Genomic DNA, 22,869 nt, shown 5'->3' on the forward strand with positions numbered 1-22,869 from the left:
TCATTTTGCTAAACTGATTAAAATAGTGTAAAATAATAACGATATGAATACGATTAATATAAAAGGATGTGGAAAAATTGGCATTAACAGCTGGAATCGTTGGTTTACCTAATGTTGGAAAATCAACTTTATTTAATGCAATAACTCAGGCAGGAATTGAAGCAGCTAATTACCCATTTGCGACAATTGACCCGAATGTGGGTGTGGTTGAGGTCCCAGATGAGCGTTTAAATAAACTTACTGAATTAGTGAGTCCTAAAAAAACAGTTCCAACTACATTTGAATTTACCGATATTGCTGGATTAGTCCGTGGAGCTAGTAATGGGGAAGGGTTAGGAAATAAATTTTTAGCTAATATCCGAGAAGTGGATGCTATTACACAAGTCGTTCGTTGTTTCGAGGACGGGAATATTATTCATGTTGAGGGATCAGTAGACCCAATTCGTGACGTAGAGGTAATTAACCTAGAGTTAATTTTAGCCGATATGGAACAGGTTGACCGTCGTTTAGGTCGCTTAGCGAAACAGGCTAAATCAGGTGATAAGGCAGCTAAGGCTGAACAAGCGGTATTAGAAAAGGTTAAAGCTGGATTTGATCAAGAGTTACCGGCACGTGCGTTAGAGTTAGATGCCGATGATATCCAAACAATTAAACATTTACAATTGCTAACGTTAAAACCAATTCTTTATGTTGCGAATGTAGGTGAAGAAGATTTAATGAGTGATGAGGATAACGAGCATGTAAAGGCATTACAAGAGTATGCCGCACGTGAAGGGGCTAAAGTCATCAAAGTTTGTGCGCGTATCGAGGAAGAGATTTCACAATTAGATGATGATGAAAAGTCAGCATTTTTAGAAGAATTAGGAATAAAAGAAAGTGGTTTGGACCAGTTAATTAGAGCCGCCTATGATTTGTTAGGATTAGCTACTTATTTTACTGCAGGTGTGCAGGAAGTTCGTGCATGGACGTTTATTAAAGGAATGACTGCTCCTCAATGTGCAGGGGTTATTCATAGTGATTTTGAACGTGGATTCATTCGAGCTGAAACAGTTTCATATGATGATTTAGTAAAATACGGTTCAGAGCAAGCGGCACGTGAGGCAGGACGATATCGATTAGAAGGAAAACAGTATATTGTTCAAGATGGTGACGTTATGTTATTCCGTTTTAACGTTTAAAAATATTTTGTTTATATTCGTGTATAAAAGAGAAATAAATATCTCATACTATTAATAGTTCATCATTAAATAGCATCTACGATAAAACAACATGAATTTAATGATGGGCTTTGTAAAATAGGCACTGCTTTAGAGTTGTGCCTATTTTTTTGATATTAATACGTATAAAACTAGTTTTATAAATATATTGCCGTATAATAAAATAATTTGTATTGCAATTAGTTTAAACTAGTGTTATAATTTATGACTGTGAGTAATATGACTATTACTCCTTGCCCGATAATGGGCCGTCTAGACCAAGAGGAGGTGCAATATAATGAGAAAATACGAAATTATGTATATCGTTCGTCCAAACTTAGAAGAGGAAGGGCGCAAAGCAGTAATCACAAACTTCCAAAACATGTTCACTAATATGGGTGCGGAAATCGTTGAAACAAAAGAGTGGGGTATGCGTGATTTAGCATATGCTATCGAAGATTTCACAAAAGGTTACTACGTTGTAATGACAGTTAATTCTTCAATCGAAGCGAAAAACGAATTTGATCGTTTAGCTGGAATTAGCGAAGATGTTATTCGTTACATCGCAATCAAAGAAGAAGCTTAAGATTATAAAGTACTAAGTGAGGGTGATATAAATGATTAATCGCGTTGTTTTAGTAGGGCGATTAACACGTGATCCAGAACTAAAGTATACGACTAATGGAATCGCTAATTTGCGATTTAGTATTGCGGTTAATCGTACTTTCACTAGTCAAAATGGAGAACGTCAAGCAGACTTCATTAATTGTGTAGCATGGCGAAGCCAAGCTGAGAATATGGCGAAGTTTTTACGTAAAGGTTCTTTAATTGGTGTTGAAGGACGTATAGAAACAGGTAGCTATCAAGCTCAGGATGGATCTATGCGGTACACAACAGATGTTGTGTGTGATAGCGTTCAATTCTTAGAACCTCGTTCGGCAACTGCTGATCGTGGAAACTTTGGAACTCAACCATCTCACGATTTTAGTGGAGGAAATCCATTTGGAGGTGGATATGGTGGAACACCATCATTCCCACAACAAGCACCAACACCTAATAATTATGGTGGAGGAAACCCATTTGGAGCCACTCAAAGTGTAGATCAAGGTTTTGCTAATCCAGGATCAAATTTTAATAGTGAGCCGGATTTTAGCTCAACAATTAATATTTCAGATGATGATTTACCATTTTAAAATAAATTATTAACTATTACTTTAAAAGATGTTAGGAGGAACTATCATGGCTCAATTCCGTCGTGGAGGACGTCGTCGTCGTAAAGTTTGCTATTTCACTACAAACAAAATTACGAAAATCGACTATAAAGATGTAGATTTATTAAAACGTTTTGTATCTGATCGTGGAAAAATCTTACCTCGTCGTGTAACAGGAACAAGCGCTAAATACCAACGTGAATTAACAGTTGCTATTAAACGTGCTCGTCACATGGCATTATTACCATTCTCTGCTGAATAGTAATAACACATTGTTTACAAATTGGCGCGGCATCGCGCCCTTTTTTATCACATACTAACCAGCTAATCTTTATTAATTGCTAGATAATGTAAAAGAAATATATATTTCTTCTAGCAAGTCTCATTTTGAGATATTTACATTAGGGCCCAATTATTAAAAGAGATTGAAGTAAAAAGCCGCTTCCGTTAGGAAGTGGCTTTTTATAATTTAATAGGTGACGGTATAGTTTTATTTTTCGTTTTCTTCTGACTGACTAACAGACATCTGCTTACTTTGTTCTTCACATTTCATTGTAGATCGATCTAGTAAGTAAGTGTCCGTACAGCAACTCATATCTTCTGTTAAATGTACATTACTCAATAGTCGGAATGGATTATATGAATTTTTATTTTCCATAGCTAGTTCCCCCCTATAATAGGATATATATAATAAATTACGATATTTATTATATACCTAAAAAGATAAAAAAATAAGCTATTCTCCATAAAAATAAAAAATAGTTTATCTTCAGTTAAATACACATATCTTTCTTGTTTTATATCCTTGCTATAGGCATTAATTGCTGACTTGTGTGCATGTGATGATGAGTTGATTTGAAGATTTAATTTATGATGAATTTCGTGAGATGGTGTTAGATACCCAGAAGGAACATTTATGGTTAACATAAATAAAAAAGATGATTTTAGAATTTTACTGAAATCATCTTTTTTATTTAAATGGTATTGATGATATTTTTAAAGGTTAGTTTATTAGAATATTTAATTCACACACTTAAAATTGTGATAGGCTTATACAGAGTTTTTTCTATAAATCTTTTTTGCTTTTCTATCATATGGATGTAAATTTTATGGTGTGTATAGGGGGAATGATAGTTAGAGTTTGGTAAATGTCTTAGAGTAAATGAATGTAGGATTTATGGTGTGGATAGAGGGATTGATAGTTAGAAAGTGGTTAGAGTTTGGTAAATATCTTAGAGTAAATGAATGTAGGATTTATGATGTGGATAGAGGGATTGATAGTTAGAGAGTAGTCAGATTATAGTAAATGTCTTAGAGTAAATGAATGTAGGATTTATGATGTGGATAGAGGGATTGATAGTTAGAGAGTGGTCAGATTATAGTAAATGTCTTAGAGTAAATGAATGTAGGATTTATGATGTGGATAGAGGGATTGATAGTTAGAGAGTGGTCAGATTATAGTAAATGTCTTAGAGTAAATGAATGTAGGATTTATGGTGTGGATAGAGAGATTGATAGTTAGAAAGTGGTTAGAGTTTGGTAAAGGGATTGGAATGAATGGATGTAAGTTTTATGGTGTGGATAGAGAGAATGATAGTTAGAGAGTGGTTAGATTATAGTAAATGTCTTAGAGTAAATGAATGTAGGATTTATGGTGTGGATAGGGGAATTGATAGTTAGAAAGTGGTTAGAGTTTGGTAAAGGGATTGGAATGAATGGATGTAAGTTTTATGGTGTGGATAGAGAGAATGATAGTTAGAGAGTGGTCAGATTATAGTAAATGTCTTAGAGTAAATGAATGTAGGATTTATGATGTGGATAGAGGGATTGATAGTTAGAGAGTGGTCAGATTATAGTAAATGTCTTAGAGTAAATGAATGTAGGATTTATGATGTGGATAGAGAGATTGATAGTTAGAAAGTGGTTAGAGTTTGGTAAAGGGATTGGGATGAATGGATGCAAGTTTTATGGTGTGGATAGGGGGATTGATAGTTAGAAAGTGGTTAGATGGTAGTAAAGAGATTGGGATGAATGGGTGTAGGATTTGTGTTGTGGATAGAGAGGGAATGATGGTTAGAGAGTGGTCAGAGTGTAGTGAAAGGGATTGGGATGAATGGGTGTAGGATTTGTGTTGTGGATAGAGAGAATGTAGTGGTTAGGGTATGTTGGATAGGTAGCTTTATGTGTAGTTTATTATAATTTTTAAATGTTTATTGTCATTGATAGTAGGCTATAATAATTAGAGTATGTTAGTCATTAAATATTCTATTTATTTAATCAAACGATTGGGTGTTAAATGTTATCTAGTAGGTTTGAATGGAGGATTGTTAAATTGATGATGTATAATTTAGAAGTTGTAGTAAATAAACTATAGATTAGAGTAGGAGGATATATTATTTAATTAATAAATTTTTTATATCGTTTGATTAAATTTTTATATGAAATATTTTTTTAGTAATGTATATAATGGTGAAATGGATGTTATTGAATTTGTTGAAATGAAGTCTTTTAAGAACCCTCATTTCAATAATATATTATTCAAGCGCGTATTTTTTGAATAAGTAAAATATAATGGTTTAGACAATTTTTACAAAATTTAATGATTTGAGAAGAGAATAGTAATTATCCTAAATTGTGGTATAATAGAGGAGGTAATTGGCATTTATGAAGGGAGTTTTTAGATGAAGATAAGGTCACTCACTAATGCCGCGGTTATGCTCTCTATGTATATGCTTTTATTTGTTTTATACAATATGGGAGTTTTTCCAACGATCATGTCAATTCTATTACCTATCCCTATTATTATCTACTCCGTAACTGTAGGCCGTATTCGGGATATATTGTTATTATGTATTGGATGTTTTTGTGGGACTTTTTTATTTGGTTCAATTTATGGTGTAATAACGACATTAAATTACGGGGTAATGGGGACCATTATTGGTATTGGTATGGTTAAAAGTTGGCCGTATTGGCAACGTATCTTGAATGCGGTAATTATTTCGGTTCTTTCATTCCCAATTACGATTTATTTTGTTAGTGGCTTAAATGTTAAAGAATCCGTCACGCAGATGACAGGAGAAATAGAGGTTATGATTCAATCTATAGCTAATACGTTACCTAGTGACTATACGGCTATTATAGAGGAGTTACAACGTTCTATAGATTTGATGGCGACACTATTTCCGACGATTGTAATTTTAATGGGGACGATGTCCGTTTTTTTGAGTGATACGGTTGCCATTTTGATTTTAAAAAAACTGGGTATTTCCCCTTTGAAATTTAAGAAACAGAATATACATAATATTCAGGTAGGACCTACATTAATTATAGTTTTAGTCATTGGTCAACTTATAAAAACTGTTTTATCTATCCCAACAGTAGATTATATTTTGATTAATGTTATGGCCATAATTAATATGTTATACGTTTTGCAAGGAATTATTGTTATTCTATTATATTTTAAGTCTCGCTCTAAAATTGGACTAGGTATTCTCACAGTTATTCTAATGCTACTATTAGGGTTTTCCATATTTATTGAGATGTTAGGAATAATGGATGCCTTTTTCAACTATCGTGATAAATTGGTTTTAGAGAATTAGTTATTGAAATGAGGTGATATGGTGAAGAAATTGAGGAAGTGGCTAGATGAGTATCAAGATCATCTGGGATACATGGCGATTTCTACTGTGTTTTTAATATTGAGTGGGGGATATGCCTACTATCGATCAGATGTCATTTCGCTTATTATTTTCCTATACTTTGTAGGGGATATAATTTATCGATTGAACGCATATTTTCACTATAAGGAAAATGTGCTGAAAAGGATTGAGTCTATTTCATATCGAGTGAAACATGCCGGAGAAACTGCATTTAATCAATTACCAGTTGGAATTCTTCTATATGATGATGCCTATGAAGTTGTATGGTTTAATACCTATTTAAAACAGATTTTCAATCAGGATTTGCACGATAAGGGATTAACGCATCTGAGTGAACAGTTATATAATCGTGCTCTTAGTGACGACGAAAAATTTAGTGTAACTATCAATCAGGAAACATATCGCGTGTTACATATGAAAAATGAGAGGTTAATGTACTTTACGAATGATACTGAGTATACGACGCTTTCGCAAAAATATCAAAATGAACATCCTGTTATAGGAATGTTGGTTATGGATAATTATGATGAGGTTTTTCATAATTTGAATGAGCAAGAAAAGAGTGAGTTTCACGGAAAGATAGTTTCTATCATTATGCAGTGGGCCGATAAACATAAAATATATATTCGAGCAACGGCAACAGATCGATTTATATTAATGATGCCATCGGTTGTTTTGCAGCAATTGCGTGAAACGAAATTTACAATTATTGATAAAGTACGTGAAGCTGCTAAAGAGAAGGATGTAATGTTGACGATTAGTATTGGATTGGCAACGGGTTACGATAGTTTTTCGGAATTAGGTCAACAAGCTAATTATATGCTAGATTTAGCTTTAAGTCGGGGTGGAGACCAAGTAGCGATTAAGATTGCGACCGATGATAAGTTCTTATTCTATGGTGGAAAGACGAATCCAGTAGAAAAAAGAAACCGTGTCCGTGCTCGGGTTAACGCACAGGCGTATGAACGTTTGGTTCGAGATAGTGACCGTGTAATTATTATGGGGCACAGGTATCCAGATGTTGACGCAATCGGGGCAAGTATTGGATTGTTACGCATGGGAATTGCATCAAAAAAAGAAGCTTATATCGTTTTAAAATTAGAGGAGTTAGATAAGACAGCTAAAAACTTTGTGGATGAAATATTTAAAGATGAAAATCTTAAGAAGTATTTTATTTCAAGTGAGATGGCAATTGAATTAATGACGAAAAATACATTACTCGTTGTAGCAGATACGCAGGATCCTAAAATGGTTATAGAGCCAGCTTTACTGCCAAAAGCAAAGAAAATCGCGGTATTTGATCATCATCGACGAGGTGTAAATGTTATTGATTCGGTATTATCATTTGCAGAACCATATGCTTCTTCAACCGTTGAATTAGTTGTGGATATGTTTGATTACTATTCACAAAAAATTAAAATGACTCCATTAGAAGCATCCATTATGCTAGCGGGAATTATTGTGGATACGCGAAGATTTTCTTATCATACCGGGCGACGAACATATGAAACCGCCGCTATATTAAAACAAAAAGGTGCGGAAGAGAAGTTAGTGCAGCAGTTGTTAAGAACCCCGTTAGAAAATTATTATAGTAAGGCTCATTTAATCGAAAGAGCAGAAATATTTAAGGATGAATTTATTATTGCGTCGGCGGATGATGAATTGGTACTTGAAAAGGTTCAAATAGCGCAGACAGCAGATGAATTATTAAATGTTCAAAATATTAAAGCTTCATTTGTTATTTCACGTATTGACGAGCAACATATCGGTATAAGTGCACGATCGTTAGGAGATGTCAATGTTCAAGTTTTAATGGAGCAATTAGGTGGTGGTGGGCATTTAAATAATGCAGCAACCCAAATTCGAAGTAGTAGTACACAAGATGCAGTTTTATTATTAAAAGAAGTTATTGTAAAAGAAATAGAAGAAAGCGGTGAATCTCAATGAAAGTAATTATGTTAGAAGATGTAAAAGGTAAAGGTAAAAAAGGAGAAGTAAAAGATTTCCCGAATGGATTTGCGAACTTTTTAATTAAACAAAATAAAGCCATGGACGCAACTCCAGCTAATATGAATAAGTTAAAGCTTCAACAGGCGGAGGAAGAGAAACAAGCTGAGCTACGATTAGAAGAAGCTAAAAAGTTAAAAGTGGAATTAGAACAAAAGACTGTTATTGTGAAAGTGAAAGCTGGAGATCATGGTCGTGTCTTTGGATCAGTTAGCACAAAGGCGATTGCAGAAGAATTTCAAAAACAATTTGGGATTAAATTAGATAAACGTAAGATGGAGCTAGAAGAACCAATTCGCGGTCTTGGGATGGCACGTGTTCCTATTCATTTACATCCAGAGGTTGTTGCTACAATTTCTGTTCAAATTAAGGAGAAGTAAAGAAATCAAATATAATTGTATTATCTAGATAGAAAGTTGGTTATGTTGTGATAGAATCGTCAAATCGTCAAATGCCCCATAGTACTGATGCAGAGCAAGCAATACTTGGCGCTATGTTATTGGATGAAAAAGTGTGTGAGGATGTAAAGCTAAAATTACAACCAGATGATTTTTATCATCATCGCCATCGTATTATTTACGAGGCGATGCTCACATTACTTGAGCAAAATATAGGTGTAGACGTGACGACAGTAGCTGCATATTTGCAAGATCATAAGAGGATTTCAGAAATAGGTGGTGTGGAATACCTTTTAACGATTTATGAAAGTGTCGCGACTACTGCCCACACTGAGCATTATGTTGAAATGGTTTTAGAAAAATCAATTTCGAGATTAATTATTAATCGTGCTCAGGGATTAATTGAACAGGGATATGACCCTGAAACTTCAACTCAGGATTTAATTGATACAGCCGAACAACAATTTTCCGGACTTGCACGTTTAAATCAAGGATCAGATTTCAAGCAAATCGATAATGTTATTATTGACTTTATTAAGAATGTAGAACGTTTATCCCAATCTACTGGGGAAGTTACTGGGTTAACAACGGGGTTTACAGCTTTAGATCATATGACGTCCGGGTTACAAAATAATGACTTAATTATTGTTGCTGCTCGTCCAGCGATGGGAAAAACGGCGTTTGCCTTGAATATTGCTCAAAACGTCGCAAAATTAAATCATATTAATGTTGCTATTTTTAGTCTGGAGATGGGAGCCGATCAATTAGTTTCCCGTTTAGTAAGTGCTGAGGGTAGAATTGAGGCTCACCGTTTAAAAACGGGTAATTTAGAGGGGGCCGATTGGCGATCTTTGAAAATCGCAACGGATGTATTAAGTAATTTAGGAATTTATATTGATGATACACCAGGTATACGTGTGGGTGAGTTACGTGCTAAATGCCGTCAATTACATCAACAAAGAGGACTTGGCCTAGTTATGATTGATTATTTACAGCTTTTATCAGGAAGTAAGTCAAGCGGAGGTAATCGACAACAGGAAGTCTCAGAAATTTCACGTATGTTAAAGGAAATGGCTCGTGAACTCAAGATTCCTGTCATTGCTTTATCCCAATTATCACGTCAGGTCGAAAATAGGGAAGATAAAAGACCAATGATGTCAGACTTAAGGGAATCTGGAAGTATCGAGCAGGATGCAGATATTGTTACTTTCCTATATCGTGAGGATTATTATAAGAAAGATCCTGAGTTGAATGATAATATCGTAGAGGTTATCTTTGCTAAACACCGTAGTGGTGCTGTGGGAACTGTGAAACTAGCCTTTAGAAAAGAAATAAGTCGTTTTGAAAATCTAGTTAATGTTCCAGATTCACCAAATATTCCTAATGTTTAGAGTTTTAATACCCATATATCGTATCTTTATATAAAACACATTTTGACGACAGGTGGTACTTATATTATAATTAGGAATGAATAATTAGAGGAGGATTTGACTATGTTTGAACGTTTAGAGGCAATCTTAGAGCGTTATGAAAAAATTAACGAGATGATGGCTGATCCTGCAATCGTTACTGATATTAAGAAGTTAACTGAGTTATCAAAAGAACAACGTGGACTTGAAGAGACAGTTAATGTATATACTGAATATAAAGAAATTGCAGCTTCAATTGAAGATTTAAAAGAAATGGTTAAAGATTCAGACCCTGAAATTAGTGAAATGGCTGAGTTAGAATTAGAAGAATTAAAACCAAAAATTCCTGCATTAGAGGAACGTTTAGAAATTTTATTAATTCCTAAAGATCCAAATGATGAAAAGAACGTAATTGTAGAAATTCGAGGAGCTGCTGGAGGAGATGAGGCTAATATCTTCGCGGCAGACTTATATCGTATGTATACAAAATATTCAGAGTTAAAAGGTTGGAAAATCCAGGTGATGAATGTTGATTATTCAGAATCTGGAGGAATGTCGCAAGTTGAATTTATGATTTCGGGTGAAAGTGTCTACTCTCATATGAAATATGAATCAGGTGCTCATCGTGTTCAACGTGTTCCTGCAACAGAATCTCAAGGAAGAATTCATACCTCAACAGCAACTGTTTTAGTTATGCCAGAAGCTGAGGATGTGGATATCGAGGTAAGTATGAATGATATTCGTGTAGATACATTCTGTTCATCAGGACCTGGTGGGCAATCTGTAAATACGACAAAATCGGCTGTACGATTAACTCACGTGCCTACTGGAATTGTTGTTTCATGTCAGGATGGAAAATCTCAACATGAAAATAAGGCAAATGCCTTAAAAGTTTTAAAAGCACGTATTTATGATTCTATTTTACAGGAGCGCCTTGAGGCCGAGGGTGAAGAACGTCGTTCTAAAATTGGTACAGGTGAACGTTCGGAAAAAATTAGAACATATAACTATCCACAAAATCGTGTCACAGATCACCGCATTGGATTTACAATCCAACAGCTTGATCGAGTAATGGAAGGAAAGTTAGAGCCTGTTATTGAAGCATTAATTACCGAAGAACAAAAGCGTAAATTAGCTGCACAAGATTAATTAAAACCATGGGAATAAACCGTGGCTAACTTAACTTTTTTGAATGATAATAAAGGCGAGGTTTACATCATTGATGTCGACCTCGCTTTTAAATTTAGAAGGGATAGTTTATTGTTGTGCGTGGGGAGATAAGTGTGGGATGGAACTAATACTCAGTTTAAACGTGCAGAAAAAAAAACGCCCGGGGGAGGGGCGCTTTTTAAATTTAATCTAACTATAAAAGGGGGGACTTTTATAGTTAAAAGGAGGATAATCATATAATGGGGGAATTATATGATTATCTTTCTCCCGAGTCTCTCAAGGGGGGGATGAGAGTAGGCTCCGAAAAAGTCTTTGCCATACTGGGGAGAAAATAAAGTATTAAAATACTTTGGGAGAGAATTATAAGGAGAGAGTATGAAAAATAAAACTTTAAAAATTGGGGAGAGAAATGAGTAATGAAATAAAGTTTTATATGGGGGGAAGAGTATGCCCGTAAGTTTCTCGTCTTACGGACAATAATATTATGAACAGCTATTGAGATTCTTAAACACCTTTTTTAAAAAAAATTAAATATTTATATGAAATTTGATTTTAGTATCATTTTATATAAAGAGTTAGCTTGTTATCTTGCTCCATCTAACATTAATATATGTAGAAATTGATAAGGTGTGACAGGAGTTTAATAGTTTAAAACAGATTAGTACCATAATAAAATTCCTGGATTGGTAGAGAATTTTAGTAATAAAGATAATTTTTATTTGCATGTTATATTATTTTAGAGTAAAATGAGGTTGATTTTAAGAAGACGGTGATAATATGAAAACAATGCGTGAACTTTTAAACTGGGGAGAAAAATTCGCCCTTGAAAATGGAAAAGAAGACTCAGCAGTTAAATTGCTATTAATGGATGCTACGCAAAAGGAAAGTTATGAAATTTTAGCAGATATGAATATGGTTGTTCCACAGGAACAAGTTGAAAAATTTGAACATGATGTGCATCTATATGTAGAGGATAATATCCCAGTTCAACATATTATGGGATATGAGACTTTCTTTGGTCATAAATTTATTGTAAATGACGACGTTTTAATTCCACGTTTTGAAACAGAGGAATTAGTTGCAAATGTACTATCTACGTATGATGATGTTTTTAATGGATCAAAGGTTAAAGTGGTAGATGTAGGAACAGGAAGTGGTGCGATTGGGGTAACACTAGCTGTTGAAGAGCCTAATATGGAAGTGACCGTGACTGAGTTGTCGGAAGCCGCTTTAGAGGTTGCTAAACAAAATGCCAATCAATTAGGGGCGAATGTTACTTTTTACCAAGGAGATATGTTACAGCCATTGATTGAACGTGGATTAAAATTTGATATTTTGGTTTCTAATCCGCCATATATTCCATTAACTGAAGAGGTTGATCCTTTTGTAAAAGATAATGAACCACATTTAGCATTATTCGGCGGAGAAGACGGTTTAAAGTTTTATCGTCAAATTTTAAGGGATGCCCATAAGGTGGTTAATGAGAAAAATATTATTGCTTTTGAACATGCATATAATCATAAAGAAGCTATGGCTCAATTAATTAAAGAGCACTTTCCACATTCTAAATTTGAAACTTTAAAGGATTTGAATGGGAAAGATCGAATGACGATTATTATTAATAACTAAATTAAGAAGATTATAAGAAAGGCTCCTATTTATTAGGGGGTCTTTTTTAAAAAATTCTAAGGTAGAACAAATTATAATATAAGGAGTCCTTTCTAGTATGATTTATCATTATCATGAACTTAGTGATGCGTTAGCTCGTGTGACGCAAGAAGATATTATTGTTTTTCCAACCGATACAGTCTATGGAATAGGGGCCAGTATCTATTCTCCCCAAGCCATTCAAGAAATTTTTGAAATAAAACAACGTCCAACGGATAAATCGTTAATTGTCTTATGCGCGAATAAAAAACAATTGGAGGAAATTGTAGGTCCTCTATCAAGTGATATTGAAGGATTAGTTGATAGGTTTTTACCGGGGGCGTTGACGCTAGTTTTAAATTGTTGTAAGTCATTATGTAAAGAAATTACTCGCGGGAAACAGACGATAGGCGTTAGAATTCCCAACCATCCGGTATCAATACAGTTATTAAACCAATTAGGTCCTTTGGCGACAACCAGTGCTAACGTATCAGGTGAACCTAGTCCTACAAAAGTTGAAAAAAGTAATCCTATTATGAATCAGGTTCCTTATGTTTTTGATATAGGTGAGACAGAGGCGGGGGTCCCTTCGACCATTTTAGATTGCACCACCTCCGAATATAAAATATTGAGAGAGGGAGCTATTCCGGCAGAAGATATTTATAAATTTTTAAATAAAAAATAAAAAAATATGAAATTACACGTATAATTTTTAAAATATCGTCCATAATGAGTTATCAGTGAAAGGGACGGTGTTTAATATGAATCAAAAAACAACAATTATTGTGGTATTAACATTAATTATGATGGTAACAGTATATCAGATTGGTAAGGCTGAACCTCAAGGAAATAATGCACAGGTAGTCGTAAATGATACAGCTATTCGTATCCGTATTATTCCTAATTCAAATAGATATGAGGATCAACAGGCTAAAAAAATGGTTCGTTATGCAATGGACGAGTATTTAGCATCAAATAAGGCGTCATTTGAAACAGTAGAATCAACACGTGAATTTATTACAAGTAATATTGGACAAATAGAAGCGACAGTTTCTCATGTATTAGATACGATTAACTATGAGAATGGGTTTGAAGTTAGTTATGGTGCGCACTTATTTCCTGAAAAGCAATATAACGGTGAAACTTATGAACAAGGATACTATGAAAGTTTAGTTATTACTATCGGAGAAGGTCGAGGTAATAACTGGTGGTGCTTTATGAATCCGGATTTATGTTTAGGTCCAAATGCAGTATCGAATGAATCAGAAGATCAAAGTAATTGGAATAATCAATATAATGCAATGGAAACGACGCAAGAAGCGTTCCAAGAAAAAAAATTCAAATCGTATATTTCTGAGGTTTTTGATAATTTCTTTGGTGATAAAGAAACTGAAAGTTATGTTTCGGCGGAAGATACAAAAAAGGAAAATTGGTATTTATACGAGGACGAGTATTAATTTTTAGTGATTCATAATTAAAACCGTCCTACCTTTAAATCATATAAATACACCTATATAAGCATATTCCCTCTTTATTAAGCATAGGATGTTTAGTAAAGGGGGATTTTTTTATGGTAACTAACACAATAATAAAACGTTATGAACAAACAGACTACAATCAAGTAATAGATTTTATTAAAGAAGTAACAGATTTAGAAGAGGTTAATTCACATATTCTTGAACAGTCCATTTTAATTAAAGATGATAATAAGGTTTGGGGAATGGTTTCATTCGAGGATTTTAACAACATTGGAATTATTCGCTATTTCATTTATAATCAACAAGTTATTCCAGATCTGTTAGTTAATATGTTTTTTGAATTATATCATTCAGCTAAAGATAAAAATGTAAATCAATTGGTAGCTATTGCTTCTCATCCTTACGCTACTCAATTATTTTCATTGTTAGGATTTGGTGAGATGAAAAGAACGGCTCCCTTAAAGATACCTGGAATTCCGGAGTCTGATGATGTGAAATTGATGACTATAAAATTTGAATAATACGATAAAAAGATGTATAAGAAGGAACAAAAAAAGTCCCTTCTTATTTTTTTTGTTAATTCGGTGGCGGGATAAATTTTTAATAAAACTTAACCTTATTTTTAAAAATATGATATAATTGAGAATATAGAATTATTTTACAGAATAAAAGGAGCATTACTTATGAAGGTAGCTATTGCATGTGATCACGGTGGATTTAATTTAAAGCAAGACATCTTAGAATTATTAAAGGGAATGAATGTTGAATTTGAAGATTTTGGTTGCTATGATGAATGTGCTGTGGATTATCCAGATTATGCCTTTAAAGTATCGGAAGCCGTAGCAGCCGGACAGTTTGATCGCGGAATTTTAATCTGTGGGACCGGTATTGGAATTAGTATTGCAGCTAATAAGGTCAAAGGGATTCGTTGTGCATTAGTCCATGATTTATTTTCGGCTAAGGCGACAAGAGAACACAATGATTCAAATGTACTAGCCATGGGAGGCCGCGTGATTGGTCCAGGATTAGCGAGAGAGATTGTATCGGTTTGGTTAACAACTGATTTTATGGGTGCACATCATACAGCACGTCTTAAAAAAATCTCTGATTACGAAAACGTCTAAGAAATCCTGTACTAAGGATTTCTTTTTTATATTTCTTTTTTAATACTTTAGGGTAGACTATCCTAGTTTATTTATGATGAAGAAATATAAACGTTATTTCCTTGAATTGCTTGAGGTATCTCTTGGAATAATCTGTTGAAAACGGATTAAAAAAGTTGTAGAATTACTTATTATTGAAATATGAAAAATGAGAGGTGAACCGTGTGATTAAAGTTAATATTTTAGATCACCCATTAATTCAACACAAATTAACTCAAATTCGCCAGAAAGATACACCGACAACTCAATTTCGTCAAATGATTAACGAGATTGGTGGGTTAATGGTGTATGAAATTACGCGTGATTTGCCATTGGAGCAAGTTGAAATTGAAACACCTGTAGCTACAACAAAGGCCAATGTCATTGCTGGTAAGAAAATGGTTGTTGTTCCTATTCTACGAGCTGGTTTAGGAATGGTGGACGGAATTTTAAAAATGATTCCTTCAGCGCGTATTGGACACATCGGGATTTTTCGTGATGAAGAAACGTTGCAACCGGTAGAGTATTTTGCTAAGTTTCCGGATGAGTTAGATCAACGTGATATCTTTATTGTCGACCCAATGTTAGCTACAGGAGGTTCAGCAATTGCTGCTATTAACTCTATTAAGCAACGAGGGGCTAAAAATATTAAATTAGTATGTTTAGTTGGGGCTCCAGAAGGAGTTAAAGCGGTAAATGAAGCACATCCAGATGTAACGATTTATTTGGCTTCTTTAGATGAGAAACTAAATGATAAGGGATATATTGTTCCAGGTCTTGGAGATGCTGGCGACCGTATTTTTGGGACTAAATAATGAGTCAGCCATCTAAGGTTGTTAGAGCTATGAAGTGGATGTCACTTCTATCTCAAGTAGGTATTACAATGATTGCTAATATTTTTGTAGGACTATTTATTGGAAAATATCTAGATAAATGGTTGGGGACATCTCCATTATTCTTACTCGTATTAGTATTTGTTGGCGTATTTAGTGGAATTAAAAGTGTCTACTTGTTAATAATTAAAATGGATAAGAGGGATAAAACTTGAGTCAGTTACAAAATGATCCAATCCGAGTTATACCTAAACGCGTAATTCAATTAGCATTTTTGTTTACATTTTTAATCGCTGTTGTTTCAATGATATTCAATATGCCGATGATTAATGTATTAATTGGTTATTGGGTGGGCGTAATAGCTAACTTAATTAATTTTAGACTAATTGTTGTTGGCGCTAAAAATGCCTTAGACCAACAGGAAAGTGGTGTAAGAAAAACAATGCAAATGAACTTGCTAGTTCGTTTAATTATTTACGCTGGAACTCTCGTAAGTATTGTCCTATTACTAGGTACTGAAGCATTTATTGCAGGAATTATTGGAGTTTCTATGGTAAGATTTGCGATTCAAACTGATGGTTTCTTTACGTTTGGTTATGGAAAAAACGGAAAGTAATCATTGTTGAATATATAGTTAGTGTAGTCCTACATTATGGATTATATTAACCCCCGATAGTTCATATCGGCCAGATTAGAAGATGGAATCACCTTCTTAAAAAATATTTCTCGCGAAAGGAGGGTAAGAATGAATCCACTACTAATGAAGATTGCAATTGGAGAAAGTGATGGGACGGGGTTGTTTAAAATATTCAATCCGGGAACAGAAATGAAGTCCATTGTAAATCCGACCGTATTCAATTCGGTTGTTTTAGTATTAGTTTTATCGGTATTCTTTATCATTTGCGGAAATGCAGTGAAAAAGGCCGATCCGACTAAGCCTTCTAAAGGTATCGTATTGTTACTAGAATTATTAGTAACAGGTATTGAGGGTCTAGTGGAACAAACGATGGGGTTAAAACATCTAAATTTTGCTCCATTTATAGGAACATTGGCAGCCTATCTTGTTTGTGCCAACCTATTAGGATTGTTGGGGCTTAGTGCACCTACATCTGATTACAATGTGACATTGGCGTTAGCCGTTATCACGATTGTTGTTATGATAGGGTCAGGAATTAAGGCAAAGGGAATTGGAGGATATCTATACGATACATACCTTGGAGATTTTCCATTTTTATTACCTTTGAACATTACTGGTGAGCTCGCAAAACCAATTTCATTATCATTCCGTTTATTCGGAAATATCTTGAGTGGTGGTATCATTATGTCGCTTATTTATCAGGCACTTGGATGGTTCTCGCCATTAATTGCACCTGCGTTACATGGATACTTTGATGTATTCTCGGGTGTGATTCAAACATTAATCTTCATCATGTTAACTATGATTTGGTCACAAGGAGCAATGGAATAGTTAATAATAAAAAAACAAAAAAGTTAAATTAGGAGGAATTTAATTATGTTTTTAGAAACAGTTGCATCTTCAATTTCAAATGAGGCGTTTGTATTAGGTATGTCAGCAGTAGGTGCTGGATTAGCAGTATGTTCAGGGATCGGGACAGGTATTGGACAAGGTAATGCAGCGGGACAAGCGGCTGCAGCAGTTGGACGTCAACCAGAAGCTAAAGGTGATGTAATGCAAATGATGATTTTAGGTCAAGCGATTGCCGAAACATCAGCAATTTACGGATTCGTTGTAGCGATCATCTTATTATTCATTAATCCACTTGTTAATATGTTATAATTCACCTAAAACCTATTTGATAGAATTGTATACTATACATAGATAAGAAAGGGGGCAACCGACTTGCAAATCTATATCATGCCAGACTTAGTCAATTTTACGTTGCAAATAGTATCAACGTTACTTTTATTCCTGGTGATTAAATATTTTGCATGGGCTCCTATGAAGGAATTCTTACGTAAACGTCAAGAATTAGTTTCTCAAGAGATCAACCGTGCAGAAATGCTAAAATCAGATGCGATTGCCTTAAAGAAATCAGCTGAGGCTCAGGTGCAAGTTGCACGTGAAGAAGCGCGTGAAATTGTTGAAAACTCTAAAAAACAGGCACAACACATGCATGATGAAATTGTGTCAAATGCTCGTAAAGAAGCTCAACAAAAATTATCTAAGGCAGCTGCTGATATTGAACAGGAACGTAAAGCAGTATATTCGAAAATTCGTTCAGATATCGTTGAATTAGCGGTATCTTCAGCTGAAAAAATGATTGAAAAAGAAATTGATGCAGATGTTCATAATGAATTATTTGATCAGTTCGTTGCTAAAGTGGGTGGAAGTCATGAGTAAAATCGCTTCCACTTATGCACATGCATTATTTGATGCTGCGGGTGATGATAAAGTATTAGAAGATATTAAACAAGATTTTGGTGTCATTTGTTCACTTATGAAAGAACAACCACAATTTATGGAAATTTTAACACTTCCTAAATTATCAAAGGATGATAAAAAGAACTTGATAAAAAATGTTTTTTCAAAAGATGCATCACAAATTTTAGTTAATTTTTTAATGGTTTTAATTGATAAGGACCGTATTAGTTTATTAAATGAAATAATGGTTGCTTATAATCAATTAGTAAATCAACACCTAGGAATTTTGGAAGGAACTGTCTATAGTGCAGTTGATTTAAGTAAGGAGCAACTGACGCGCCTTACCTATACCTTTACAAAAAAATTAAATAAAAAAATTAAACTTAATGTTGTAATCGACCCAACTTTGCTTGGGGGATATAAAGTTAGTTTAGGTGACGTTGTATACGATAACTCAATTAAATTACAATTGAAAAACTTAAAAAATAACTTATTAAATGTTGAGTTAAAATAGAATAGAGGTGAGCATTGGTGGCCATCAGACCAGAAGAAATTAGTGCAATTTTGCGCGATCAAATTAAAAATTATGAGCAAGTATTAGATATAACTGAAACTGGTACAGTTTTAACGGTAGGGGACGGAATCGCTCGTGTTCATGGCCTACAAAATGTTATGTCTGGTGAAATTATTGAATTTGCCTCAGGTGCCGTTGGAATGGCGCAAAACCTTGAAGAGGATAACGTAGGGGTTATCATTTTAGGAGAATATCGTTCAATTAGCGAAGGTGACGAAGTTAAACGTACTGGACGTATCATGTCAGTTCCTGTAGGGGATGCCTTAATTGGTCGTGTTGTTGACGCTTTAGGAAATCCAATCGATGGTCTTGGACCAATCGAAACAACTAAATTCCGTCCAACTGAAGTTAAGGCTACAGGGGTAATGGCGCGTAAATCGGTTCACGAACCACTCCAAACAGGGATTAAGGCAATTGATGCCCTTGTTCCTATCGGTCGTGGACAACGTGAGTTAATTATCGGTGACCGTCAGACAGGGAAAACGGCAATTGCGGTTGATACGATTTTAAATCAAAAGGGACAAGATGTTATTTGTATTTATGTAGCAATTGGTCAAAAGGAATCTACTGTTAACTCTGTTGTAGAGACATTAAAAAAACATGATGCTATGAATTATACAATTGTTGTTTCTGCAGCTGCATCTTCACCATCTCCAATGCTATACATTGCACCATATTCAGGTGTAACAATGGCAGAAGAATTTATGTATCAAGGAAAACACGTTTTAATTATTTATGATGATTTATCAAAACAAGCAGCTGCTTATCGTGAATTATCATTATTATTACGTCGTCCACCAGGTCGTGAGGCATATCCAGGGGATGTATTCTACTTACATTCACGTTTATTAGAGCGTGCAGCGAAGTTAAATGATGAGCTTGGTGCAGGTTCGATTACAGCCTTACCATTTATTGAAACTAAGGCTGGAGATTTATCGGCATATGTTGCAACCAATGTAATTTCAATTACAGATGGGCAAATTTTCTTAAAATCAGATTATTTCCATTCTGGAATTCGTCCGGCTATTGATGCAGGGTTATCAGTTTCGCGTGTAGGGGGATCAGCCCAAATTAAAGCGATGAAAAAAGTTGCCGGAACGTTACGTCTTGATTTAGCGTCTTATCGTGAATTAGAGTCATTTGCTCAGTTTGGATCAGACTTAGATGATGCAACTCGTGCTAGATTAGCTCGTGGTGAAAGAACTGTTGAAGTTTTAAAACAGGGGGTGCATCAACCAATCCCTGTGGAAAAACAAGTATGCATTATTTATGCGTTGGTTAACGGATTCTTAGATAGTATCGAAGTTTCTGATATTGGTCGTTTCGAGAAAGAATTCTATACATTCTTAGACAATGAACGTCCACAAATTTTATCACATATTAGAGATACAAAGGATTTACCTGACACTGATTTATTAAACGAAGCACTTGAGAGCTTTAAAGCCGTTTTTAATTAATAGAAGGGCGGTGGATAAGTATGGCTCAATCAATGCGTGATATAAAAGATAAGATTACTTCGACTCAAAGTACGAGTCAAATTACTAAAGCCATGCAAATGGTATCAGCTGCAAAGTTAACAAAATCCGAAGCAAAAACAAAAAATTATCATCATTATATGGAGACACTTGAGGACATTGTTAGAAATATTTCTAGTACGTCAACAATGAGTCATCATCCCTTTTTTAAACCAAAGTGTGAAAAAAAATGTACCGGCTACCTGATTATTACCTCTGACCGTGGATTAGCCGGGGGATATAATGGGAATGTTCTTAAGCTTATGCAGCAAGAAATTAACTCTCATGCGAACAATGAATATAAACTTTATATGATTGGGAGCAAGGGATTCGATTATGCAAAACGCTCTGATCTAAAGATTGAAAATCAATTTGTATTTGTACCAGATGATATCGTATATCAGGATATAAAACCAGTTGTGGATAAAGTGATTGGTGATTATATGGACGGTGTTCTTAGCGAGGTTGTTATTATTTATAATAACTATTTATCGAAAATCTCACAGGAACCTGCCAAAAAACAAATACTTCCATTGGCTCCAAAAGACACTGAAAAGACAAGAGCTCAATACTCATTTGAACCAAATGAAGAGGAAGTTATCAACGCTATTTTACCAAAATATCTCGAGGGAACAATTTATGGAATAGCGATTACAGCTAAGCTTTCGGAGCATGCATCTCGAATGAATGCAATGCAAAATGCAACCGATAATGCATTAGAAATTATTACGGATTTACAGTTAGTTTATAATAGAGCAAGGCAAGCAGCAATTACGCAAGAGATTACTGAAATTGTTGGTGGAGCTTCAGCCTTAGAATAAAAGGAGGTCATCATAAATGGCAACAGGTCATATTGTAGCCGTCATCGGACCGGTAGTAGATGTAAAGTTTGATTTAGAACATCTTCCTGCTATTTACAATGCCTTAACTGTTGATTATGAAGTTGGTGGGGAACGTAAATCATTAACACTTGAAGTTGCAGTGCAGCTTGGTGATGGGGTTGTACGTACCGTCGCAATGGACGCAACAGATGGGTTAGTTCGTGGATTAGAAGTTGTTGATACAGGAAATGCAATCAGTGTTCCAGTTGGAGAGGCCACATTGGGACGTATTTTTAACGTATTAGGACAACCAGTAGATAATAAGGGAGAAGTGCCAGCAGGTACACCACATGAGGGAATTCATAAAGAAGCTCCTAAATTTGACGAGTTATCAACAACAGTTGAAATTCTTGAAACTGGTATTAAGGTAGTAGACTTATTAGCACCATATATTAAAGGTGGAAAAATTGGTTTATTCGGAGGAGCCGGAGTAGGAAAAACGGTATTAATCCAAGAATTAATCAATAACGTAGCCCAAGAACATGGTGGGATTTCAGTATTTGCTGGAGTAGGAGAACGTACTCGTGAGGGGAATGACCTATACCATGAAATGACGGAATCTGGAGTAATTAATAAAACGGCCATGGTTTTTGGACAGATGAATGAACCACCTGGTGCACGTTTACGTGTAGCATTAACAGGATTAACAATGGCTGAGTATTTCCGTGATGAAATGAAACAAGACGTATTATTATTTATTGATAATATTTTCCGTTTTACTCAAGCTGGTTCTGAGGTTTCGGCGTTACTTGGACGTATGCCTTCAGCCGTAGGTTATCAACCAACATTGGCAACTGAAATGGGGCAACTTCAGGAACGTATTACCTCTACAAAACAAGGATCGATTACTTCAATTCAAGCGGTATATGTACCAGCGGATGACTATACCGATCCAGCACCAGCGACAACCTTTGCTCACTTAGATGCAACAACTAACCTTGAGCGTCGTATTGCTGCAATGGGGATTTACCCTGCCGTGGACCCGTTAGCATCATCATCGCGTGCATTATCACCAGATATTGTAGGTCAAGAACATTATGATGTTGCACGTCGTGTTCAGATGATGTTACAACGATATCGTGAATTACAAGATATCATTGCCATCTTAGGTATGGATGAATTAAGCGACGAGGATAAAAAAATCGTGCACCGCGCACGCCGTGTACAATTATTCTTATCGCAAAGTTTCCATGTTGCGGAACAATTTACAGGACTTAAAGGATCTTATGTTCCTGTTGCTGAGACGGTTCGTGCATTTAAAGAAATTCTTGATGGAAAACACGATGATTTACCAGAGGAAGCATTCCGTTTAGTTGGTACAATCGAGCAAGCTATCGAAAAAGCTAATAAGATGAAATAGTGTGAGG

General features: G+C 34.9%; 24 protein-coding genes. All 24 read left to right on the forward strand.

Features of this window, described 5'->3' with window-relative positions; genetic code table 11:
• The first annotated feature begins 77 nt into the window (after positions 1-77).
• The 24 genes from ychF (at position 78) to atpD (ending at position 22,862) form a co-directional block, all read left to right on the forward strand.
• Positions 78-1,178 carry a redox-regulated ATPase YchF gene (gene ychF / locus AC6I0I_RS01670; RefSeq protein ID WP_161832854.1) on the forward strand — a complete coding sequence of 367 codons (1,101 nt, stop codon included), beginning with the start codon at positions 78-80 and terminating at the stop codon, positions 1,176-1,178.
• Positions 1,179-1,494: 316 nt separating this feature from the next.
• Complete coding sequence (gene rpsF / locus AC6I0I_RS01675; RefSeq protein ID WP_161832855.1) at positions 1,495-1,782, forward strand: 30S ribosomal protein S6; 288 nt, start codon at positions 1,495-1,497, stop codon at positions 1,780-1,782.
• Positions 1,783-1,813: 31 nt separating this feature from the next.
• The gene (locus tag AC6I0I_RS01680; protein ID WP_161832856.1) at positions 1,814-2,389 is read left to right on the forward strand and encodes a single-stranded DNA-binding protein; all 576 of its coding nucleotides are present in this window, start codon (positions 1,814-1,816) and stop codon (positions 2,387-2,389) included.
• A 46-nt stretch (positions 2,390-2,435) separates the two neighbouring features.
• Positions 2,436-2,669, forward strand: coding sequence for a 30S ribosomal protein S18 (gene rpsR / locus AC6I0I_RS01685; RefSeq protein WP_006784586.1), 234 nt, complete (start codon positions 2,436-2,438; stop codon positions 2,667-2,669).
• A 2,419-nt stretch (positions 2,670-5,088) separates the two neighbouring features.
• On the forward strand, positions 5,089-6,006 hold the full coding sequence (locus tag AC6I0I_RS01690) for a DUF2232 domain-containing protein (protein ID WP_262953814.1): 918 nt from the start codon (positions 5,089-5,091) through the stop codon (positions 6,004-6,006).
• 21 nt (positions 6,007-6,027) lie between these two features.
• Positions 6,028-8,013 (forward strand): DHH family phosphoesterase, encoded by a 1,986-nt coding sequence (locus AC6I0I_RS01695; RefSeq protein WP_161832454.1) that lies wholly within the window; start codon positions 6,028-6,030, stop codon positions 8,011-8,013.
• A complete protein-coding gene (gene rplI, locus AC6I0I_RS01700; protein WP_161832453.1) occupies positions 8,010-8,453 on the forward strand; it encodes a 50S ribosomal protein L9 in 444 nt (147 codons plus the stop codon). The genes AC6I0I_RS01695 and rplI overlap by 4 nt, the downstream gene beginning before the upstream one ends.
• 47 nt (positions 8,454-8,500) lie before the next feature.
• Positions 8,501-9,862, forward strand: coding sequence for a replicative DNA helicase (gene dnaB / locus AC6I0I_RS01705; RefSeq protein ID WP_161832452.1), 1,362 nt, complete (start codon positions 8,501-8,503; stop codon positions 9,860-9,862).
• A gap of 102 nt (positions 9,863-9,964) precedes the next feature.
• Positions 9,965-11,029: a peptide chain release factor 1 gene (gene prfA / locus AC6I0I_RS01710; RefSeq protein WP_161832451.1), complete on the forward strand. Its 1,065-nt coding sequence runs from the start codon at positions 9,965-9,967 to the stop codon at positions 11,027-11,029.
• Positions 11,030-11,827: 798 nt separating this feature from the next.
• The gene (gene prmC, locus AC6I0I_RS01715) at positions 11,828-12,679 is read left to right on the forward strand and encodes a peptide chain release factor N(5)-glutamine methyltransferase (RefSeq protein ID WP_262950854.1); all 852 of its coding nucleotides are present in this window, start codon (positions 11,828-11,830) and stop codon (positions 12,677-12,679) included.
• 97 nt (positions 12,680-12,776) lie between these two features.
• Positions 12,777-13,382 carry an L-threonylcarbamoyladenylate synthase gene (locus AC6I0I_RS01720; protein ID WP_262950852.1) on the forward strand — a complete coding sequence of 202 codons (606 nt, stop codon included), beginning with the start codon at positions 12,777-12,779 and terminating at the stop codon, positions 13,380-13,382.
• A gap of 76 nt (positions 13,383-13,458) precedes the next feature.
• Positions 13,459-14,154, forward strand: coding sequence for a stage II sporulation protein R (locus AC6I0I_RS01725; RefSeq protein ID WP_161832448.1), 696 nt, complete (start codon positions 13,459-13,461; stop codon positions 14,152-14,154).
• A gap of 113 nt (positions 14,155-14,267) precedes the next feature.
• Positions 14,268-14,696 carry a hypothetical protein gene (locus AC6I0I_RS01730; protein ID WP_161832447.1) on the forward strand — a complete coding sequence of 143 codons (429 nt, stop codon included), beginning with the start codon at positions 14,268-14,270 and terminating at the stop codon, positions 14,694-14,696.
• Between the two features lie 162 nt (positions 14,697-14,858).
• On the forward strand, positions 14,859-15,299 hold the full coding sequence (gene rpiB / locus AC6I0I_RS01735; protein WP_161832446.1) for a ribose 5-phosphate isomerase B: 441 nt from the start codon (positions 14,859-14,861) through the stop codon (positions 15,297-15,299).
• 203 nt (positions 15,300-15,502) lie between these two features.
• Complete coding sequence (gene upp / locus AC6I0I_RS01740; RefSeq protein WP_161832445.1) at positions 15,503-16,132, forward strand: uracil phosphoribosyltransferase; 630 nt, start codon at positions 15,503-15,505, stop codon at positions 16,130-16,132.
• Positions 16,133-16,161: 29 nt separating this feature from the next.
• Complete coding sequence (locus AC6I0I_RS01745) at positions 16,162-16,365, forward strand: AtpZ/AtpI family protein (RefSeq protein ID WP_237658963.1); 204 nt, start codon at positions 16,162-16,164, stop codon at positions 16,363-16,365.
• On the forward strand, positions 16,362-16,766 hold the full coding sequence (locus tag AC6I0I_RS01750) for a hypothetical protein (protein ID WP_161832443.1): 405 nt from the start codon (positions 16,362-16,364) through the stop codon (positions 16,764-16,766). The genes AC6I0I_RS01745 and AC6I0I_RS01750 overlap by 4 nt, the downstream gene beginning before the upstream one ends.
• A gap of 129 nt (positions 16,767-16,895) precedes the next feature.
• Positions 16,896-17,618 (forward strand): F0F1 ATP synthase subunit A, encoded by a 723-nt coding sequence (atpB, locus tag AC6I0I_RS01755; protein ID WP_161832442.1) that lies wholly within the window; start codon positions 16,896-16,898, stop codon positions 17,616-17,618.
• Positions 17,619-17,663: 45 nt separating this feature from the next.
• Entirely contained in the window at positions 17,664-17,948 is a 285-nt protein-coding gene (atpE, locus tag AC6I0I_RS01760; protein WP_161832441.1) for an ATP synthase F0 subunit C, read from the forward strand.
• A gap of 63 nt (positions 17,949-18,011) precedes the next feature.
• Positions 18,012-18,512, forward strand: coding sequence for a F0F1 ATP synthase subunit B (atpF, locus tag AC6I0I_RS01765; RefSeq protein ID WP_161832440.1), 501 nt, complete (start codon positions 18,012-18,014; stop codon positions 18,510-18,512).
• A complete protein-coding gene (locus tag AC6I0I_RS01770; RefSeq protein WP_161832439.1) occupies positions 18,505-19,047 on the forward strand; it encodes a F0F1 ATP synthase subunit delta in 543 nt (180 codons plus the stop codon). The genes atpF and AC6I0I_RS01770 overlap by 8 nt, the downstream gene beginning before the upstream one ends.
• 17 nt (positions 19,048-19,064) lie before the next feature.
• Positions 19,065-20,564 carry a F0F1 ATP synthase subunit alpha gene (atpA, locus tag AC6I0I_RS01775; protein WP_161832438.1) on the forward strand — a complete coding sequence of 500 codons (1,500 nt, stop codon included), beginning with the start codon at positions 19,065-19,067 and terminating at the stop codon, positions 20,562-20,564.
• A gap of 20 nt (positions 20,565-20,584) precedes the next feature.
• Positions 20,585-21,442 carry an ATP synthase F1 subunit gamma gene (gene atpG / locus AC6I0I_RS01780; RefSeq protein WP_161832437.1) on the forward strand — a complete coding sequence of 286 codons (858 nt, stop codon included), beginning with the start codon at positions 20,585-20,587 and terminating at the stop codon, positions 21,440-21,442.
• Between the two features lie 16 nt (positions 21,443-21,458).
• Positions 21,459-22,862 carry a F0F1 ATP synthase subunit beta gene (atpD, locus tag AC6I0I_RS01785; protein ID WP_161832436.1) on the forward strand — a complete coding sequence of 468 codons (1,404 nt, stop codon included), beginning with the start codon at positions 21,459-21,461 and terminating at the stop codon, positions 22,860-22,862.
• Positions 22,863-22,869 lie beyond the last annotated feature (7 nt).

It is taken from the genome of Turicibacter sp. St.80E1 (assembly GCF_059728495.1).

Bases quoted from the DNA above. Each gene is read 5' to 3' on its own strand.
- rpsF (WP_161832855.1), top strand. From the start codon at position 1,495: ATGAGAAAATACGAAATTATGTATATCGTTCGTCCAAACTTAGAAGAG.
- AC6I0I_RS01680 (WP_161832856.1), top strand. From the start codon at position 1,814: ATGATTAATCGCGTTGTTTTAGTAGGGCGATTAACACGTGATCCAGAA.
- rpsR (WP_006784586.1), top strand. From the start codon at position 2,436: ATGGCTCAATTCCGTCGTGGAGGACGTCGTCGTCGTAAAGTTTGCTAT.
- AC6I0I_RS01690 (WP_262953814.1), top strand. From the start codon at position 5,089: ATGAAGATAAGGTCACTCACTAATGCCGCGGTTATGCTCTCTATGTAT.
- rplI (WP_161832453.1), top strand. From the start codon at position 8,010: ATGAAAGTAATTATGTTAGAAGATGTAAAAGGTAAAGGTAAAAAAGGA.
- prfA (WP_161832451.1), top strand. From the start codon at position 9,965: ATGTTTGAACGTTTAGAGGCAATCTTAGAGCGTTATGAAAAAATTAAC.
- prmC (WP_262950854.1), top strand. From the start codon at position 11,828: ATGAAAACAATGCGTGAACTTTTAAACTGGGGAGAAAAATTCGCCCTT.
- AC6I0I_RS01720 (WP_262950852.1), top strand. From the start codon at position 12,777: ATGATTTATCATTATCATGAACTTAGTGATGCGTTAGCTCGTGTGACG.
- AC6I0I_RS01725 (WP_161832448.1), top strand. From the start codon at position 13,459: ATGAATCAAAAAACAACAATTATTGTGGTATTAACATTAATTATGATG.
- AC6I0I_RS01730 (WP_161832447.1), top strand. From the start codon at position 14,268: ATGGTAACTAACACAATAATAAAACGTTATGAACAAACAGACTACAAT.
- rpiB (WP_161832446.1), top strand. From the start codon at position 14,859: ATGAAGGTAGCTATTGCATGTGATCACGGTGGATTTAATTTAAAGCAA.
- AC6I0I_RS01745 (WP_237658963.1), top strand. From the start codon at position 16,162: ATGAAGTGGATGTCACTTCTATCTCAAGTAGGTATTACAATGATTGCT.
- atpB (WP_161832442.1), top strand. From the start codon at position 16,896: ATGAATCCACTACTAATGAAGATTGCAATTGGAGAAAGTGATGGGACG.
- atpE (WP_161832441.1), top strand. From the start codon at position 17,664: ATGTTTTTAGAAACAGTTGCATCTTCAATTTCAAATGAGGCGTTTGTA.
- AC6I0I_RS01770 (WP_161832439.1), top strand. From the start codon at position 18,505: ATGAGTAAAATCGCTTCCACTTATGCACATGCATTATTTGATGCTGCG.
- atpG (WP_161832437.1), top strand. From the start codon at position 20,585: ATGGCTCAATCAATGCGTGATATAAAAGATAAGATTACTTCGACTCAA.
- atpD (WP_161832436.1), top strand. From the start codon at position 21,459: ATGGCAACAGGTCATATTGTAGCCGTCATCGGACCGGTAGTAGATGTA.